The sequence below is a fragment of the Micromonospora sp. DT231 genome, from assembly GCF_049847025.1.
Taxonomy (GTDB): domain Bacteria; phylum Actinomycetota; class Actinomycetes; order Mycobacteriales; family Micromonosporaceae; genus Micromonospora.
Genome location: NZ_JBNCNO010000001.1, coordinates 571,675 through 586,197 on the forward strand (window position 1 = coordinate 571,675; position 14,523 = coordinate 586,197).

General features: G+C 71.9%; 16 protein-coding genes. 8 read left to right on the top strand and 8 right to left on the bottom strand.

Features of this window, described 5'->3' with window-relative positions; all coding sequences use genetic code 11:
• Positions 1 to 19 precede the first annotated feature (19 nt).
• The 4 genes from ACPXBU_RS02390 to ACPXBU_RS02405 all read right to left on the bottom strand — a co-directional run bounded on the left by ACPXBU_RS02390 (position 20) and on the right by ACPXBU_RS02405 (position 4,048).
• On the bottom strand, positions 20 to 625 hold the full coding sequence (locus tag ACPXBU_RS02390) for a class I SAM-dependent methyltransferase (RefSeq protein ID WP_425756049.1): 606 nt from the start codon (positions 623 to 625) through the stop codon (positions 20 to 22).
• 206 nt (positions 626 to 831) lie between these two features.
• Positions 832 to 1,698 carry a carbohydrate ABC transporter permease gene (locus ACPXBU_RS02395; RefSeq protein ID WP_393368786.1) on the bottom strand — a complete coding sequence of 289 codons (867 nt, stop codon included), beginning with the start codon at positions 1,696 to 1,698 and terminating at the stop codon, positions 832 to 834.
• Complete coding sequence (locus ACPXBU_RS02400; RefSeq protein WP_425756051.1) at positions 1,698 to 2,657, bottom strand: carbohydrate ABC transporter permease; 960 nt, start codon at positions 2,655 to 2,657, stop codon at positions 1,698 to 1,700. Before ACPXBU_RS02400 ends, ACPXBU_RS02395 begins: the two co-directional genes overlap by 1 nt.
• Positions 2,654 to 4,048, bottom strand: coding sequence for an ABC transporter substrate-binding protein (locus tag ACPXBU_RS02405; protein WP_393368791.1), 1,395 nt, complete (start codon positions 4,046 to 4,048; stop codon positions 2,654 to 2,656). The genes ACPXBU_RS02400 and ACPXBU_RS02405 overlap by 4 nt, the downstream gene beginning before the upstream one ends.
• A 115-nt stretch (positions 4,049 to 4,163) precedes the next feature.
• Here ACPXBU_RS02405 and ACPXBU_RS02410 point away from each other — a divergent pair, with 115 nt between their 5' ends.
• The 5 genes from ACPXBU_RS02410 to ACPXBU_RS02430 are packed head-to-tail and all read left to right on the top strand — an operon-like array spanning position 4,164 to position 8,411.
• The gene (locus ACPXBU_RS02410) at positions 4,164 to 5,201 is read left to right on the top strand and encodes a zinc-dependent alcohol dehydrogenase (RefSeq protein WP_425756052.1); all 1,038 of its coding nucleotides are present in this window, start codon (positions 4,164 to 4,166) and stop codon (positions 5,199 to 5,201) included.
• On the top strand, positions 5,202 to 6,023 hold the full coding sequence (locus tag ACPXBU_RS02415; protein WP_425756053.1) for a TIM barrel protein: 822 nt from the start codon (positions 5,202 to 5,204) through the stop codon (positions 6,021 to 6,023).
• Positions 6,020 to 7,375, top strand: coding sequence for an MGH1-like glycoside hydrolase domain-containing protein (locus ACPXBU_RS02420; RefSeq protein WP_425756055.1), 1,356 nt, complete (start codon positions 6,020 to 6,022; stop codon positions 7,373 to 7,375). Before ACPXBU_RS02415 ends, ACPXBU_RS02420 begins: the two co-directional genes overlap by 4 nt.
• Positions 7,376 to 7,430: 55 nt before the next feature.
• Entirely contained in the window at positions 7,431 to 7,829 is a 399-nt protein-coding gene (locus tag ACPXBU_RS02425; protein ID WP_393368801.1) for an NUDIX hydrolase, read from the top strand.
• 42 nt (positions 7,830 to 7,871) lie between these two features.
• Positions 7,872 to 8,411, top strand: coding sequence for a DUF2267 domain-containing protein (locus ACPXBU_RS02430; protein ID WP_393368804.1), 540 nt, complete (start codon positions 7,872 to 7,874; stop codon positions 8,409 to 8,411).
• Positions 8,412 to 8,490: 79 nt separating this feature from the next.
• On the opposite strand, the gene ACPXBU_RS02435 is transcribed toward ACPXBU_RS02430, so the two are convergent.
• Positions 8,491 to 9,717: a hypothetical protein gene (locus tag ACPXBU_RS02435; RefSeq protein WP_425756058.1), complete on the bottom strand. Its 1,227-nt coding sequence runs from the start codon at positions 9,715 to 9,717 to the stop codon at positions 8,491 to 8,493.
• A gap of 26 nt (positions 9,718 to 9,743) precedes the next feature.
• Complete coding sequence (locus ACPXBU_RS02440; RefSeq protein ID WP_425756060.1) at positions 9,744 to 10,259, bottom strand: NUDIX hydrolase; 516 nt, start codon at positions 10,257 to 10,259, stop codon at positions 9,744 to 9,746.
• Positions 10,260 to 10,324: 65 nt separating this feature from the next.
• Between ACPXBU_RS02440 and ACPXBU_RS02445 the strand changes: the two genes are divergently transcribed.
• On the top strand, positions 10,325 to 10,816 hold the full coding sequence (locus ACPXBU_RS02445; RefSeq protein ID WP_030336385.1) for a type II toxin-antitoxin system PemK/MazF family toxin: 492 nt from the start codon (positions 10,325 to 10,327) through the stop codon (positions 10,814 to 10,816).
• 80 nt (positions 10,817 to 10,896) lie between these two features.
• Here the strand turns inward: ACPXBU_RS02445 and ACPXBU_RS02450 are convergent, their stop codons facing one another.
• The gene (locus ACPXBU_RS02450; RefSeq protein WP_425756061.1) at positions 10,897 to 11,541 is read right to left on the bottom strand and encodes a flavodoxin family protein; all 645 of its coding nucleotides are present in this window, start codon (positions 11,539 to 11,541) and stop codon (positions 10,897 to 10,899) included.
• Positions 11,542 to 11,890: 349 nt separating this feature from the next.
• On the opposite strand from ACPXBU_RS02450, the gene rox reads away from it, so the two are divergent.
• A complete protein-coding gene (gene rox / locus ACPXBU_RS02455; RefSeq protein WP_425756062.1) occupies positions 11,891 to 13,327 on the top strand; it encodes a rifampin monooxygenase in 1,437 nt (478 codons plus the stop codon).
• Positions 13,328 to 13,347: 20 nt separating this feature from the next.
• Here the strand turns inward: rox and ACPXBU_RS02460 are convergent, their stop codons facing one another.
• Positions 13,348 to 13,998, bottom strand: coding sequence for a GGDEF domain-containing protein (locus ACPXBU_RS02460; RefSeq protein ID WP_393369124.1), 651 nt, complete (start codon positions 13,996 to 13,998; stop codon positions 13,348 to 13,350).
• Between the two features lie 267 nt (positions 13,999 to 14,265).
• On the opposite strand from ACPXBU_RS02460, the gene ACPXBU_RS02465 reads away from it, so the two are divergent.
• Entirely contained in the window at positions 14,266 to 14,505 is a 240-nt protein-coding gene (locus ACPXBU_RS02465) for a DUF397 domain-containing protein (RefSeq protein ID WP_393368818.1), read from the top strand.
• The last annotated feature ends 18 nt before the right edge of the window (positions 14,506 to 14,523 follow it).

Consider the following 14,523-nt stretch of genomic DNA (forward strand, 5'->3'; position numbering starts at 1 on the left):
CGCCCGACCGGGCCGGGTGTCAGTCGGCCGGGCGGCGCAGGACGCTCACCGCGAACGGGGCGTCGTCGCGCCACGGGCGCAGGTCCCAGGTGGCGAAGCGCTGCTCCACACGCAGCCCGGCGGCCACCGCGTCGGCGTCGAACGCGGTCAGCGGGTAGCCGCGCTCGGTGCCGAAGCCCACGGTCAGCACGCCGTCGGGCCGCAGGTGCTCGGCGACCCGGCGCAGCACCTCCGGTTCGGTGCCGACGGCGACGAAGGCGAGGACGTTTCCGGCCAGCACCGCCGCGTCGAACGGCTCCGCCTCACCCATCGCCGGCAGGTCAAGCTCGGCCAGGTCGGCGACCAGCCACGTCGGGCCGGGATAGTCGACGCGGGCGGCAGCCACCAGGGCGGGGTCGGCGTCCACCCCGACCACCGTGTGGCCGCGCTGGGCCAGCGCGGCACCGACGCGGCCGGTGCCGCTGCCGGCGTCGAGAATCCGGGAGCCGGGCGCGACAAGGGTGTCCACAAGCCGAGCCTCGCCGGCCAGGTCCGCGCCCTCGGCCGCGAGTTTCCGGAACCTGTCGATGTACCACTGCGAGTGCTCGGGGCCGGTGTCGGTCGCCCAGCGGGTCGGGTTGGCCATACGGCCACCGTAACCGGGCCGGTGGGGATGCTGCGGGGGAGTCGAGGGGTCGGTGACGGCCTGGTCGACTACGGCGCTCCAGGCGCACCGATCGGTGGCAGCTCAGCAGGGCGGCGCTCGGTGTGTCGAATCGCCCAGCTGCCAACGATCGAGGAACGGTGGGGCGCTGGACGGCGTCACGCCGCCCAGCGCCCGTACGCCTTCGGTCATCCCTTCTCCGCGCCGCTGGTGAGCCCCTCGGTGAGCAGCCGCTCGCTGGCGAAGAAGAGGATCACGATGGGCAGGGTGAGCACGACCGACCCGGCCATCAGCACCGTCTTGGGCACCTCCACCCCGTCGGAGAGCAGGGACAACCCGAGCGACACCGTCCACCGGTTGGGTTTGTCGATAAGGAACAACAGGGCGAAGAGGAACTCGTTCCAGGCGATCATGAAGTCGTAGAGCGCGACCGCCATGATCGACGGCATCGCGAGGGGCAGGCTGACGCGGCGGATGATGCCGAGTCGACCAGCGCCGTCGATGGCGGCGGACTCCTCCAGACTGACCGGGATGGTCTCGAAGTAGTTCCGCAGCATGTAGACCGACACCGGCAACGTCTGCGAGATGTAGACCAGCACCAGGCCGAACAGCGAGCCGCGCAGGTCGACGAGGCTGAACGCCACGAACAGCGGGATCGCGATGACGATCGACGGGAACAGGTAGACCGCCAGGAACAGGAAGTCGACCTGCCGCCGGCCGAAGAACCGCAGCCGGGCCACCGCGTACGCGCCGGGGATCGCCACCAGCAGGGTGAGCACGGTCGCCGCGACCGCGACCAGCCCACTGTTGCGGATGAAGGTGAGGAACCCCTGGCCACCGTCGTCGGTGGCCTTGAGGACCTCGGCGTACGTGGCGACGGTCAGCTCACCGAAGCCGACGAGCAGCGCGCCGGGGTCGAGCAGCAACTTCTCGATGGGGCGCACCGACAGCACGAGCATGTAGTAGAAGGGGAAGACGGTGACCACCAGGAACGCGGCAATCACCAGGCGGCGCAGCCAGCGCAGGCTGACCGTCTCGACCATGTCCCGGTCCATCAGCTCACCCTCCGTCCGAAGAAGCGCAGATAGATCACCACGAACACGATGAGCACCACGGCCAGCACGACCGCCTGCGCGGAGGCCGCGCCGATGTCGGTGCGGGCGGTGAGGAACTCGTAGACCCGCACGCTGACCACCTCGGTGCCGGCGGCGCCACCGGTGAGCAGGTAGACGTCGTCGAACTTGTTGAACGTCATGATGAAGCGCAGCACGCCCAGCAGGGCGATCACCGGCAGCAGTTGCGGCAACAGGATGTGCCGGAACCGCTGGGTGGGGGTCGCGCCATCGACCCGGGCGGCCTCCTCCAACTCACCTGGCACCGCCTGGAGCCGGGCCAGCAGGAACAGGAACGCGAAGGGGAAGTATCGCCACGCCTCGAAGGCGATGACGGTGCTCAGCGCCGTCGACTCCTGGGACAGGAACGGCACCGGAGTGTCCCAGCCCAGCAGGCGCTGGCCCCACGCGTTGACGATGCCGAGCTGCGGGTCGAGCATCACCTGCCACACGAACGTCACCGCGACCACCGGCGCCACGTACGGCAGCAGCATGGACGCCCGGACCAGCGTGCGGCCCCGGAACGGCCGGCGGACCACGAGGGCCGCCACCAGACCGAGCAGGATCGAGCCGACGGTGCCGCCGATGCTGTAGATCAGCGTGACCCACAGCGTCTCGGCGAAGCCGGGGGTGTGCAGCACCCGGTCGAAGTTGTCCATCGTGACATCGCCGAACAGACCGGTCTTGCGCAACGTGGCGAGCCGGACCCGCTGGAAGGCGAGCACCACGGTCCACACGATCGGAATGCCGATGACCGCGATGGTGACGAGCAGGGTCGGTGCGACGAGCGCGAGCCCGGCACGGGATTCGCGGCGGCGCAGGGTCAGTGGGCGACGGCGGGCGGCCCGTCCCGGCCGCTCCCCGCTGGGGGAGCGGCCGGTCTCGGGCGCGGTGGTGGTCAATTGACGCCCGCCTTGATGGCCTCGACGTCCTTCTTGGCCCGGCTGGCCGCGGCCGCGGCGTCGGACTTGCCGGAGTAGACGTCGGTCAGCGCCTTGGGCACCGGTAGCTCACCGAGCATGGCGCCGACCAGCTTGCCCTGCCCCTGGGTGAGCCCCCACCGCTGGAAGGTGTCCGGGCTGCGGCGCAGGGTGGCGAGCACCTCCTCGCCGTACACGTCGGTGAGGGGCTTCTTCGCGTCCACGCCGGCCTGGCTGGTGTTCCAGGCGGTGAGGTACGCCTCGGGCTCGGCCGTGGTGCCCTTGCGGACCGGGAAGCGGCCCTCGGGGGACATGCCGAACCAGCGCGGGTAGCCGTCGCTGAGCATGTACTCCACGAAGGACTTGGCCGGGTCGGCCACGGCGCCGTCGAGCACCGCCCACGAGCTGATCTCGCCGTACTGTGCCGGCTCGGTGCCGTTCGGGCCCTTGATCGCGGTGACGAACCCGCTGTTCTTCGCGAGGAACGCCGGGTCGGTCTGACACTGTGGGCAGGTCGGCTTGGCGTCGTTGCGCAGCCCGGCCAGCTCGTCGAGGATGAACGGCGACCAGATGACCATGGCCGCCTTGCCGGCGAAGTAGGTGGCCCGGGTGGTGTCCACGTCCTGGGCGCCCTTCACCGAGCTGGTGCGGATCAGGTCGCCGTAGAAGCGGATCGCCTCGACGCACTGGGGTGAGTCGAGGGTGACCTTTCCGGAGTCGTCGGTGAGCTGGCAGCCGTTGGCGAGTGCCAGGTGCTCGAAGGTCTGCTGGGTGAACACGTCACTGGCGGAGGTCGCCGCGGTGATCCCGGCGACGCCGCCGGTGTTGAGTTTCGCCGCGGCGTCGGTGATCCGCTCGTACGTGTCGGGGGCGGGCAGGCCGGCGGCGGCGAACAGGTCCTTGCGATAGACGAGCAGCTGCCCCCACCCGTCGCTGGGGACGGAGAGCTGCTTGCCGTCGTCGGAGGTCAGCTCCAGCGCCCGGGGGGAGAACGTCTGCTTGCCCAGCTTGTCGACGACCTCCGCGTTCGCCGATGCGTGCAGCAGCTCGTTGCCGGCGAGCGTACGGATGCCGGCCAGGGAGACCGAGCCGACCACGTCGGGCAGGTCGCCGGCGGCGGCGTTGGCGGCGATCAGGGAGGGGAACTGGTCCTCGTTGACGGTCACGAGGTCGACCTGGATCCCGGTCTTGGCGGTGAAGTCGGCGATGATCGCCTTGGTGGCGGTGACCCGGTCGGCGACGTCTTCCAGGCTCCAGACGGTGATTTTTTTGCTGTTGCTGTCCGGTTCGTCGTCGCCGCAGGCCAGCAGGGTGGACGCTGTCAGTGCCATGATCAGGGTGGTGGCGAGTATCCGCCTCGGAGGTGCTGACATCGGTGGCACTCCTCTCGAAGGGTACATGACGGATTCAACACGTTCGATAGATCAATAACAAGACATATGGATATTTTTTGCTATCCTGGAGCCCAGTGCTACCGGGATGTGACACATGGGCAACTGGGTCGTCTCTCTCGCCGGGCCTCGACGGATCAGCCTCGAGCCCTGCCCGCCGGATCCGCTCGGCCCCGGTCAGGTCCGGGTCCGCACCTGCTACTCGGGCATCTCCGCCGGCACCGAGTTGACCCTCTACCGGGGCAGTAATCCCCGGCTCAGCAAGGACTGGGACGACACCGCCCGGATGTTCGTCCCCCGGCAGACCCCGGTTCCCTACCCGCTGATCGGCTTCGGCTACGAAGAGGTCGGCGAGATCATCGAGGTGTCCCCGGAGGTCACCGACCGGCACCCGGGGCAACTCGTGTGGGGCATCTGGGGGCACCGGGCCGAGGCGGTGCTCGCCGCCGGCGCGGTCCGTGCACTCCCCGCCGGGCTGGACCCGCTCGCCGCCGTCTTCGCCCGGCCCGGCGCCATCGCGCTGACCGCAGTGCTCGCCGGTGACCTGCACCTCGGCGACTGGGTCGGTGTCTTCGGGCAGGGCGTCATCGGGCTGCTCGCCACCCGGCTCGCCGTGCTCTCCGGCGCCCGGGTGGTGGCCGTCGACCCGGTGCCCGGCCGGCTGACGCACGCCGTCGACTACGGAGCCAGATCCACTGTGGACGCTCGGACCGAATCCGCGGCGGCAGTGCTACGTCTGGCCACCGGCGGCCGGGGCGCGGACGTCTGCCTGGAGTTGTCCGGCGCGTACCCGGCGCTGCACGAGGCGATCCGGTCCACCGCACACGCCGGACGGGTGGTGGCCGCCGGCTTCTACCAGGGCCAGGCCGATGCGCTCGGCCTCGGCGAGGAGTTCCACCACAACCGCATCCAGTTGGTGGCCGCCCAGGTCTCCGGACCCACCCCCGCGCCGAGCATGGCCGGCCGGTGGACCGGCGACCGGGTGGCGCAGACCTTCATGGATCTGGTGGCTGAGCACAGCCTCGACCCGATGCCGCTGGTCAGCCACATCGTCGACGCCAGCGCCGTCGCCGACGCCCTCGCGCTGCTCGACCGCGGCGCCGGTGACGTCCTCCAAGTGGTGCTGAGGTTCTAGATGACCACCATCGCGCTGGCCTGCCAGGAACAACTCCTGCCGGGCACCGACCTGACCCAGAAGTACGCGCTCGCGCTCGCCCTCGGCTACCAGGGCATCGAGTTACGCGGGCGTGGCGACCTCGCGTTCGCCCGCCGCCTGCCGGAGCTGCGTCGGGCCCGCGCCGGCGGGGCCGTGCTGCCCACCGTCTGCGTCGAGATGGACCACTTCATCGGCGACTTCGACCCGGCCCGCTCCGCCGACGCCGTCCGTAACCTGCGCTCGCAGCTCTCGGTGATCGCCGAGCTGGGCGGCGTCGGGGTGATGACCCCGGCGTCCTGGGGGATGTTCTCCCGCCGGCTACCGCCGTTCGAGCCGCCGCGTTCGCCGGCCGGTGACCGGCAGGTCCTCCTCGACGCCCTCGGCGAGCTGGGCGAGCACGCCAGGTCCGAGGGGGTCACCCTCTTCCTCGAACCCCTCAACCGGTACGAGGACCACATGGTCAACCGTCTCGACGAGGCGGTCGCGCTCTGCGCCGCGCTCGGGATGCCGTCGGTCCGGGTGGTCGCCGACACCTTCCACATGAACATCGAGGAGGACGACATGCACCGCGCGCTGCGTGCCGCCGCGCCGTACCTCGGGCACGTGCAGGTCAGCGACTCCAACAGGTGCCAGCCCGGTGCCGGGCACCTGGACTGGCCGGCGCTGCTGCGGACCCTGCTGGAGCTGGACTACCGGGGCTGGCTGGCCCTGGAGTGCCGGCTGCGCGGCGACCCGGTCCGGGCCCTGCAACAGGCCGCGACGGTCCTGCGACACGCGCAGCCCCGCGAGGCCGCCGCGTGACCGCCGGCGGTGTGACGGCCGACGCCGACCCCGCCCGAACCGGCGGGCCGGCCGACGTCGCCGGGCTGCGCCAACTCGCCGTCGACACGCTCGACGCCAACTGGGAACGCGACCACACCGTGCCCTCGCGCACCCTCTACCCGCACCAGTGGAGCTGGGATTCGGCCTTCATCGCCATCGGGCTGGCCCAGGTCCGCCCCGAGCGCGCCTGGCGGGAGCTGGCGAGCCTCTTCCGGGCGCAGTGGGCCGACGGGCGGGTGCCACACATCGTGTTCAACCCGGCGATGCGGGTCGGCACGTACTTCCCCGGCCCGGAGCTGTGGCGCTCGGCGAGCGTCGCGGGCACGCCCGCCGTGGACACCTCAGGTCTGGTCCAGCCACCGGTGCACGCGCTCGCGGCGTGGCTGGCGTACCAGCGGGCGCCCGATCCCGCCGGCCTGGCCGTGCTGCGCCGGCTCTATCCCGCGCTCGTCGCCCAGCAGCGCTACCTGGCGACGCGGCGGGATGTGGCAGGTGACGGGCTGGTCTGCATCGTGCACCCCTGGGAGTCCGGGTTGGACAACAGCCCGGCCTGGGACGAGCCGATGGCCGCCGTCGCGGCGGAGGCGGCCGTCATGCGCGCGTACCGTCGGCACGACACCGCGCACGCCGACGCCGCGCACCGCCCCACGGACCTGGACTACGCGCGCTACCTGGCGATCGTCGCGGCCTACCGGGACCACGGCTACTCCGACCGCCGACTGGCCGACGATCATCCCTTCCTGGTGGAGTGCCCGCTGTTCAACGCGGCGTTCGGGTCCGCCGAACACGCCCTCGCCGAGATCGCCGTGCTCGTCGGCGCCGATCCGGGACCGCACCGGGCTCGCGCGGCCCAGGTCACCGAGGCGCTGCTCCGCCGGCTCTACGACCACGACACCGGGACGTTCCAGCCCCGTGACCTGCGCACCGACCGGTTGGTAAGCGCCCGTACCGTGCTCGGGTTGACGCCGCTGATCCTGCCCGACCTGCCCGCGCGGCAGGCCGACGCGCTGGCCGTCGAGGCCCGCTCGGCGCGGTTCGGGGTTGCCCGGCGGATGGACCGGCCGTTGCCCACCTACGACCGCACCGCCGGTGACTTCGAGCCCCTGCGCTACTGGCGGGGACCGAGTTGGCTGAACATCGGCTGGCTGGTCCGGCGTGGGCTGCTCGCGCACGGGCACCCGGAGCTGGCCGCCGGACTGCGGCGTTCGATGATCGACCTGGTCAGCGGGGCCGGCTGCCACGAGTACTTCCACCCGGACACCGGCGCCGGGCTGGGCTCGCCGGCGTTCAGTTGGACCGCCGCGCTGCTGCTCGACCTGCTGGCCGAGTGATCGCGCCCCGGCCACCTGTTGGTAGCGTGCCCGATCTTCGACCGGAAGGGGCGGCGTGCGCGAGATCGACAAGGTGGCCTGGATCCTCATCGAGGACGGGCGGGTGCTGAGCACCCGGTCGGCGGGCAAGGACGTCTGGTATCTGCCGGGCGGCAAGCGTGAGCCGGGGGAGACCGACCTGGAGACCCTGCGCCGGGAGATCGACGAGGAGTTGAGCGTCGACGTGGACGTGGACCACGCCGTGCACGTGGGCACCTTCACCGCGCAGGCGCACGGGCACGCGGGCGGTGTCACCGTACGGATGACCTGCTACCGGGCCGGTTACCAGGGACGGCTGCGGCCAGCCAGCGAGATCGCCGAGATGGCCTGGCTCGGCTACGCCGACCGGCACCGTACCTCGCCTGTCGACCACCTCATCTTCGACCACCTGCGGGCCGAGGACCTCCTGCGCTGACGGCGCCGTTTGTCGCGCCCGGCCGGGGGTAACCGCCCCGACGTGACCGACCGCGACGGGTTCCCGTACTTCATCGACGCGGTGTCCCGCCGGTCCGGCCTGCCGGCCGAGCAGGCCGCCGCACTCGCCCGCGCCGTACTTCAGACGTTGGCCGAGCGGGTGACCGGCGGCGCGCCCGACGACCTCGTCGGGCACCTACCGAACGAGGTCGACGGCTACCTGACGGGCCCGGCCCCGGACCTGACGGGACCTCTCCCGGACCTGCCCGGCTCTGTCCCGAATCGGGCCGGGGCGATTCTGGACCCGGCCGGGTTCGGCGGACCGGGTGACGGTGTGGACGGGCTGGACACCGGCGTCGGGCTGGAGGTCGGCGGGGCCGCCCCGGTTTCTCCGCCACCGGACGCCGGCCCGGCGGAGTTCCTACGTCGGGTGGGAGAGCGCGCCGGAGTGGACCCGGCCACCGCTCGAGCGGGAACCGGCGCGGTCTTCGGCACCTTGCGGTCGGCGATGACCGTACGGGAGTTCCGGCAGTTGGTGGCGCGACTGCCGCGCGACGGCGACGCTCCGCGATACCTGCCCTGAGCCGCCCCGCGCCGTGCTGCCCGGAACACGAGCCACTCATCGCGCCGACGGCGCCGTCCGCGCGCATCTGATCGCGGGCTCACGTCGCGGAGTCGGACAGCTCCTCCGGCTCGGTGACCCAGGCGGAGAACACCGGCACCCCGTGCCACGGCCCGGTCGTCCCGTCCGGCCGGGCGTCGGTGGCGAGGGCCACCACGGCGTACGGATGGCCGAAGCGCAGCTCCGCGGTGCGGGCCACGCCCTCCGGCGGCAGGCTGACCAACCCGAACATCCCGGTCACCGCGGCCGCCTCGAAGCCGTACCGGCCGTACCGGGCCAGCGCGGTCTGTCGTGCCTCGAAGCCCCGCACCGGTTGGGCAAGCGCTCCCGCCAGCGCCACCGTCGCCGCCGGAAAGCCCAGCTCGGCAGCGCTCAGGTCGTGCTCACTGCGGGCCGACCAGCAGGGGAGTACGGCGGTGTGCCGTTCCTCGCGACCGTCGCGGGCCCGGGTCCGGACCCGCTCCTCGCTCAGCGTCCACAGCGCTGTCTCGCCGAGCGGCAGGTCGAACAGCGATCGGCTGCCGGCCGGCGGGGTGCCGTCGGCCGCGCCGGCGCTGAGGTCGTACGCGAGGGCCAGCACCTCGGCGGGCGACACCTGCGGTGCGGCGGCCACCGAGAGGACGACAACCCCCGCGCCGTCGCTGCTCTGGGCGGGTGCGGCGTGCACGATCACGTCGCCGACAGGCGTGCCGGACACGATGGCGCACCGGTGGCCCTGGGCCGGGCTGCGCAACACCTGGCGTAGCCGGCGCGCCCAGGCACTGCCGGCGCCGAGCGCGCGGGCGTCGGCGGCGTCGAACGGGGTCGCCCAGGAGATCCGGGTGGCCAGCGCGCTGGCCAGGGCGAAGACCACCTCCGGGCCGATCTTCAGGGGGAACGTGTCGATCAGGCCGTCGGTGTGCTCGCGCGCCCAGGCGTCCAACCCGGCCTGGTCGGGCAGCGCGCCGACCTCGGTCGTCGCGGGCAGCGTGGCCCGCCAACCGGTCGACCCGCCGCCCTGGCCCGCCCGGTGCCAGAGCGCGGTGGCGGACGCGACAAGCGGATGCGGCGCGTCCAGTAGCGTTCGGGCGACCTCCGCCGCGCTGGCCAGGTCGGTGCCCAGAGCGCGAGCCAGGTCCTCGGCGGCCGGGTCGGAGTCGGCCGCGGTGGCGCAGACCGCGAGCAGCAGCCAGGCGCCGAGCGGGGAGGCGACGTGGTGCCGGTCGCCGATCGTGGCGTGCAACCGCGCGGCGTACGCGGCGAGTGGCCCGTGCGGAACGGTCGTCATGCCCCCACTCTGCCCGCCGGCCCGGCTCACGACCACAGCTCGAAGGGCTCGTCGATCTCCTCGCCAGCCAGGAAGGGTGTGATCAGCCGGGGGAGTTGCCCGGGGTAGAACCGGTCCGGGCTGGCCACCACCTCCGGCAGCGGCCACCAGCGGAAGTCGAAGTAGTCCTCCCGCTCGTAGTCGAGGCGGTGCGCCTCGTCCACGTCCGGGCCGGGGCCCGTGAGTCGTACGCTGACGACGACCTCGTCCTGGACGTGCCGCACCTGACGGTGCAGGAAACTCGCCCGCCGTCGCCAGGTCGGTGCGCCCAGCTGGTCGGCGGCGACCACGATGCCGGTCTCCTCGCGTAGCTCGCGCACCGCCGTGTCGCGGTAGGTCTCCCCGGGGTCCATGCCGCCACCCGGCAGCTCCCACCACCTGCCCAGCCGGGGATGGTCCGGGTCGTGGGTGTGGAACAGCAACACCCGTTCGGTGTGGTCGACGACCACCACCCGCACCGCACGCCGTTCGAGGATCGGCAGGTCGTCGGGTACGGCAGTCATCGGCCCAGTCTGCCGCAGCAACTCCCACGCCGGTGGCTGGCGCGGCGACCGGTAGGCTGCCCGCCGTGGCTGGTCTGTTGAGGAATGTCGCGGCGCGTATCTCCCGGGTGGGCGCGGTGATCCCGTCGCCCCGGCGTACCGGGCCGGCGCCCGCGCAGGTGGCCCGCCGCCGTCAGGTGAGCGCGTTGCAGCGACGGGAGCTGACCTACGCCCCGGAGCGGGACGGTCAGGCCGACCCCGGCGAGATCGTCTGGACGTGGGTGCCGTACGAGGACGATCCCCGGCAGGGCAAGGACCGGCCGGTGCTTGTCGTCGGGCGGCACAGTCGGACGCTGTTCGGGCTGATGCTGTCCAGTCAGAGCGAGCGGGACGGGCAGCGGCACTGGTTCGCGCTCGGGCCGGGTGAGTGGGACCGGGACAACCGGCCGAGCTGGGTTCGGCTGGACCGGGTGCTCACCATGCGGGAGGACAGCATCCGCCGCGAGGGCGCCGTGTTGGATCGGCCCCGCTTCGACCGGGTCGGGCAGGCGCTGCGCGCGGGCTACGGCTGGCGCTGACCGCGCGCCCCGGCGCGGTTGCCCCTGTCGACCTGCTGCGGGGACGCTGGCGGTGGTGCTCGGTGCGTCACTGGTCATGCCTACTCGCGGCTCGGGCCGACCGCGGCGCCCTGCGCGTCGGGCGGTGGGTACGGCTGGTCGGCGAGCAGTCGTGCCAGGTGCGCGGTATTGAGTGCCAGGGCCTTCGTGGTGCGGCCGGTCGTGTCGGGCTTCGGACCGACGTCGCGGTAGTCCACCTTGTGCAGTGCCTCGCCGACCCAGTAGGTCGCGGCGGCGGCGGCGAGGGTGAATCCGACCTCGTTGAGCGCCTGCTGCACCTCGCCGATGGTGTGGTGCGCGCCGTCCTCGTTGCCGACGACGGCGACGCCGGCCACCTTGCCGTAGGTGAGCAGCCGACCGGCGTCGTCGGTCTCGGACAGCTCGGCGTCCAGGCGTTCGAGGACCATCTTGCAGACGCTGGCCGGCTGACCGAGCCAGATCGGCGTGGCGATGATGAGCACTTGGGCCGCGAGCAGCTTGGCGCGGATCGTCGGCCAGCCGTCGCCGTCGCCCTCGTCCGTGGATACCCCGAAGCGCACGTCGTGGTCGACGACCCGGACCAGCTCGCCCTCGACGCCCTGCGCGGCCAACTCGGCAAGCACCTCCCGACCGAGCTGCTCGGAGCTGGACGGGGCCGGTGACGGCTTGAGGGTGCAGTTGAGCACGAGGGCGCGAATCGTCGCCACGTCGGTTCCTTCCCGGCAGTTGTCTGGGGCCGCTGTCTCATACCCGGACAGTGGCCCCGGACACCCCCCACTCGCATCCGACCGCCTGCTGTGGGACGACCGTTACGACACCCCGGACACCGCTGGTCGCCGGTAGGTCTGGTCACCCTCGCCGACGCGGCGCTGCGCGACCTTGAGCACCGCCGCTGAGCGGCGACCACGCCCGGGGTTGGCAGGCAAGAACAAAGGCGAGGGGGTCGTCCCCCTCGCCACTCCCACCATATAGCGCAGCCGGGGCCTTGCGGCAAGACCCGGGTGGTGCAGCAGAATCCTCAGCCGAAGCCCAAACTCGGGAAAATCGGGGGATTCTGTGCTCGATGTGATCATTGCTGGCGGTGGACCGACCGGCTTGTGGCTGGCCAGCGAGTTGCGGCTGCACGGGTTGCGTCCGCTCGTGGTGGAGAAGCAGACCGAGCCGACCAGGTACGTCCGCGCGCTCGGCCTACACGCGCGCAGCCTCGAGGTGCTGGACCAGCGCGGTCTGCTGGAGCGGTTCCTCGCGCTCGGCACGCGGCACCCGGTCGGCGGCTTCTTCGCGGCCATTCCCAAGCCGTCGCCGGGCGGGCTGGACACCGCGCACGCGTACGTCCTCGGCATTCCGCAGACCAGCACCGACCGCCTGCTGGGCGAGCACGCCAGCGACGTCGGCGTCGAGATCCGGCGCGGCAGCGAGCTGGTCGGGCTGAGCCAGGACGACCACGGGGTGACCGTGGAGCTGGCCGATGGCACGCGGTTGGGCGGGCGTTTCCTCGTCGGTTGCGACGGTGGCCGCAGCACCGTACGCAAGCTGCTCGGCGTCGGTTTCCCGGGTGAGCCTTCGAGGGTCGACACCCTGCTGGGCGAGATGGAGGTGGGGGTGCCACCGGAGGCGGTGGCGGAGGTCGTGGCCGAGGTCCGCAAGACCCATCTCCGGTTCGGTCTCGGGCCCCTCGGCGACGGGGTCTACCGCGTCCTCGTCCCCGCCGAGGGGGTGGCCGAGGACCGCGCGGTCCCGCCGACCATCGGGGACTTCAAAGACCAACTGCGGGTGTACGCGGGCACCGACTTCGGCGTCCACTCACCGCGCTGGCTCTCCCGCTTCGGCGACGCCACCCGGCTGGCCGAGCGTTACCGGGTCGGCCGGGTGTTGCTGGCCGGGGACGCGGCGCACATCCATCCACCGACCGGGGGACAGGGCCTCAACCTCGGAATCCAGGACGCGTTCAACCTTGGCTGGAAGTTGGCCGCCGAGATCGACGGCTGGGCGCCGGAGGGGCTGCTGGACAGCTACCACACCGAGCGGCACCCGGTGGCCTCCGACGTGTTGAACAACACCCGCGCGCAGATGGAGCTGCTGTCGCCCCAGCCCGGCCCTCGGGCGGTGCGCCAGTTGTTGTCGGAGCTGTTGGACTTCGAGGACGTCAACCGGTACCTGATCGAGAAGATCACCGCCATCGGGGTCCGCTACGACGTCGGCGAGGGCCACGACCTGCTCGGCCGACACCTGCGCGATGTGCGGCTGCGGCGAGGGCGCCTCTACGAGCTGATGCACGCCGGGCGCGGACTGCTGCTCGACCAGACCGGTCAGCTCTCCGTCGCCGGGTGGTCGGACCGGGTCGACCACGTCGTCGACGTCAGCGACGAATTGGACGTACCCGCCGTACTGCTGCGACCGGACGGACACGTGGCCTGGGTGGGCGACGACCAGACGGGCCTGCTCGGCCAACTGCCCAGATGGTTCGGCGCGCCCGGTCAGCTCCCGGGGTGACCTTGCCGGGTCGACGTCGGTCAGCGTTCGGCCAGGCGGGCGCTGTCGACGAGTTGCCGGGGTGACCGGGCGCCGCCGAGGCTCTTCGCCTGGTACATGGCCGCGTCGGCACGACTGAGCGCGTCGGTGAGCTGGGCCGGACCGGTCACCGGGGCGAGCCCGACGGACGCGGTGACCCGGACGCTGCATCCGCTCAGCCGGATCGGCGCGGCGACGGTCTCGCTCAGGCGGCGGGTGGCGTGCTCGATCCAGCGCCGGTCGACGGTGGGGGTGGAGAGCAGTCCGGCGAACTCGTCTCCGCCGAGGCGGGCGACGAGGTTGTCCCCGGCGAAGCCGGCGAGCCGCTCGGCCACACTGATCAGCACCTGGTCGCCGGCGGCGTGCCCGTACTGGTCGTTTATCTGTTTGAAGTCGTTGAGGTCGAGCACGACGGCGATCAGCGGCTCGCCGGCCGCGTCGGTGAGCAGGGTGGCCGCGAGGCGGTAGAAGGCGCGGCGATTGGGCAGCCCGGTGAGTGGGTCGTGGCTCGCGGCGTGCCGTTCGGCGGCCAGCTCGGCGTGGAGGTGCCCGATCTCGGTCTCGGCGCGCAGCGCCCGTCGGCGTAGTTGCCAGGAGGAGAGCAGGGCGCCAGCGGCACAGATGCCGGAGGCGACACTCATCGGATCCGGCACGAACCCTCCCATCGCCTCGACCGCCCCCAGCCTCGCCTCGACGCGGCGTGCCGCGTCCGGGCCACGTTTTGCCTGATAGTTGCCCCTGCGGGGGTAACTCATAGTGAACGGATGGCCACCGATCACGTGCGTTATCATGCTCGCCGTCCGGTGCAGATGCAATAGCAGATGCACGTGCATGACCGTCCGATGTCGATATGGCACCCCCCTCGCCGTCACCGCTCCTCCCACGGCCACCGGCGGGCTCGTGAGCAGAAAGACGCCTCCATGCAGCAGCCACCCAATGGCGTACCGATCCACCAGTTGCCACCGCTGACCTGGCAGAAGAGCCGCCGGAGCAACCCCAGCGGCAACTGTGTCGAACTCGCCGAACTGCCCGAAGGAGCGGGCATCGCGGTCCGCAACTCGCGACACCCGGAGGGGCCAGCACTGATCTACACGGTGGACGAGATCACCGCCTTCGTGCTCGGTGCCCGAGACGGCGACTTCGATCACCTCATCAACTGACCGTTCGTCAGCGGGAGC

Excerpts from the sequence above, each read along its gene's own strand:
- ACPXBU_RS02390 (WP_425756049.1), bottom strand. The coding sequence starts at position 625 with ATGGCCAACCCGACCCGCTGGGCGACCGACACCGGCCCCGAGCACTCG.
- ACPXBU_RS02395 (WP_393368786.1), bottom strand. The coding sequence starts at position 1,698 with ATGGACCGGGACATGGTCGAGACGGTCAGCCTGCGCTGGCTGCGCCGC.
- ACPXBU_RS02405 (WP_393368791.1), bottom strand. The coding sequence starts at position 4,048 with ATGTCAGCACCTCCGAGGCGGATACTCGCCACCACCCTGATCATGGCA.
- ACPXBU_RS02410 (WP_425756052.1), top strand. The coding sequence starts at position 4,164 with ATGGGCAACTGGGTCGTCTCTCTCGCCGGGCCTCGACGGATCAGCCTC.
- ACPXBU_RS02415 (WP_425756053.1), top strand. The coding sequence starts at position 5,202 with ATGACCACCATCGCGCTGGCCTGCCAGGAACAACTCCTGCCGGGCACC.
- ACPXBU_RS02435 (WP_425756058.1), bottom strand. The coding sequence starts at position 9,717 with ATGACGACCGTTCCGCACGGGCCACTCGCCGCGTACGCCGCGCGGTTG.
- ACPXBU_RS02440 (WP_425756060.1), bottom strand. The coding sequence starts at position 10,259 with ATGACTGCCGTACCCGACGACCTGCCGATCCTCGAACGGCGTGCGGTG.
- ACPXBU_RS02465 (WP_393368818.1), top strand. The coding sequence starts at position 14,266 with ATGCAGCAGCCACCCAATGGCGTACCGATCCACCAGTTGCCACCGCTG.